The sequence below is a fragment of the Sphingomonas sp. S-NIH.Pt15_0812 genome (assembly GCF_003951315.1).
Taxonomy (GTDB): Bacteria; Pseudomonadota; Alphaproteobacteria; order Sphingomonadales; family Sphingomonadaceae; genus Sphingomonas.
Genome location: NZ_QLJH01000091.1, coordinates 1 through 1,532, shown reverse-complemented (window position 1 = coordinate 1,532; position 1,532 = coordinate 1). Strand labels below are relative to the sequence as shown.

General features: G+C 66.6%; 1 protein-coding gene. It reads right to left on the bottom strand.

Annotated features, from left to right (window positions below; genetic code table 11):
- Positions 1-74: 74 nt before the first annotated feature.
- Positions 75-1,451, bottom strand: coding sequence for a transposase (locus BRX43_RS20015; RefSeq protein ID WP_125996792.1), 1,377 nt, complete (start codon positions 1,449-1,451; stop codon positions 75-77).
- Positions 1,452-1,532: the final 81 nt, after the last annotated feature.

Sequence of the window (1,532 nt, the reverse complement as noted above, 5' to 3'; positions counted from 1 at the left end):
GATTGTGTTGAAGAAGTCGGCGTCTGGCGCGGAGACAATTGGGGGCTGGTTTGCGCCGGAAGCCGCTGACCGCCTCAGGCGGGTAGCGGCTGTACCGGCATCGGGATGAGCTTGGCCAACTTGCGGAGGTTCTGGGCGGTGGCTGCCATATGGAACTCGTCCCTGGCACCGTTTGGGCCACGCAGGCGCAATCGGTCGAGCTTCAGGATGCGCTTGAGGTGCGCGAACAGCATCTCGACTTTCTTTCGCTGGCGGCGAGACGTGACGTAGCCATCGGTGGTGGCGATGTCGCGGGCGAGGTCGCGAGCCCCTTCGTGGATCGAGCGGGTGACCTTTCGCGCCGGCATATTGGGCGTGCAGCGTTCCCGCAGGGCGCAGCCGCCGCAGTCCTGCTGTCGCGCGCGATAGCGGATGAAGCCGTCCTGGCCGACATCGCCCCGGGCGGTCGCGAAGTTGCGGTTCCTGGGGCGAAGGCGCTTGCCGCCAGGGCAGACGTAGCTGTCGTCGTCATGGTCGTAGGTGAAGGCATCGCGTTCGAACGTGCCGTCGCGGCGGGCCGACTTGTCGAACACCGGGATGTGCGGCTGGATGTCACGTTCGTGGACCAGCCAGGCGAGCATCTCGGCCGAGCCGTAGGCGGTGTCGGCGGCCAGTCGCTCGGGCCAGACGCCGAAGCGGTCCTGCACCCGCGCGATCATGCGCTTGCACGCGGTCACCTCGGCCTGGCGCACGGCGGTGCTCGCCTCCACGTCCATGATGACGGCGTGGTCGAGGTCGATGAGGTAGTTGGTCGAGTAGGCGTAGAAGGCCGGCCCGCGATGCGCGCTGGTCCAGCGCGCTGCCGGATCGGCCGGCGCCAGATACTTTGGCACCACCGGTGTCGCTGCGCCGAACGCTGCATCGTCGAGAACCGCCAGATACTCGCGGACCGCACGGCTGTCGGCGTCGGGTGGTACGCCATCGCTTCCCGGCCCGCCGGTCTGGCGGTTGGCATCGGCGCGGATCAGGCTGGCGTCGACCGCGAACCCTTCGCCGCCCACCAGCCCCTCGGCCATGCAGCGCGAGACCGTCGTCTCGAACAACCGGCGCAACAGGTCGCTGTCGCGGAAGCGCCCGTGCCGGTTCTTTGAGAAAGTCGAATGGTCGGGCACGTCGCCGTCCAGATCCAGTCGGCAGAACCAGCGATAGGCCAGGTTCAGATGCACCTCGTCGCACAGCCGCCGCTCGGACCGGATGCCCATGCAATAGCCGATGATGAGCATCCGGATCATCAGCTCCGGATCGATCGAGGGGCGACCCGTGTCACTGTAGAAGGGCTTCAGCTCCTCGCGGATGCCCGACAGATCCACGAACCGGTCGATCGAGCGCAGCAGATGATCCCCCGGCACGTGCCGCTCCAGGCTGAAGCTGTAGAACAGCGCCTCCTGCGCCACCGTCCGCTCGCCCATCATCGGCCCGTCTCCGCTCGCCTCAAGGCAATTGAATCAGACCACCGACACTACTGCAAGCCAGCCTTTTTCAACACAATCGGG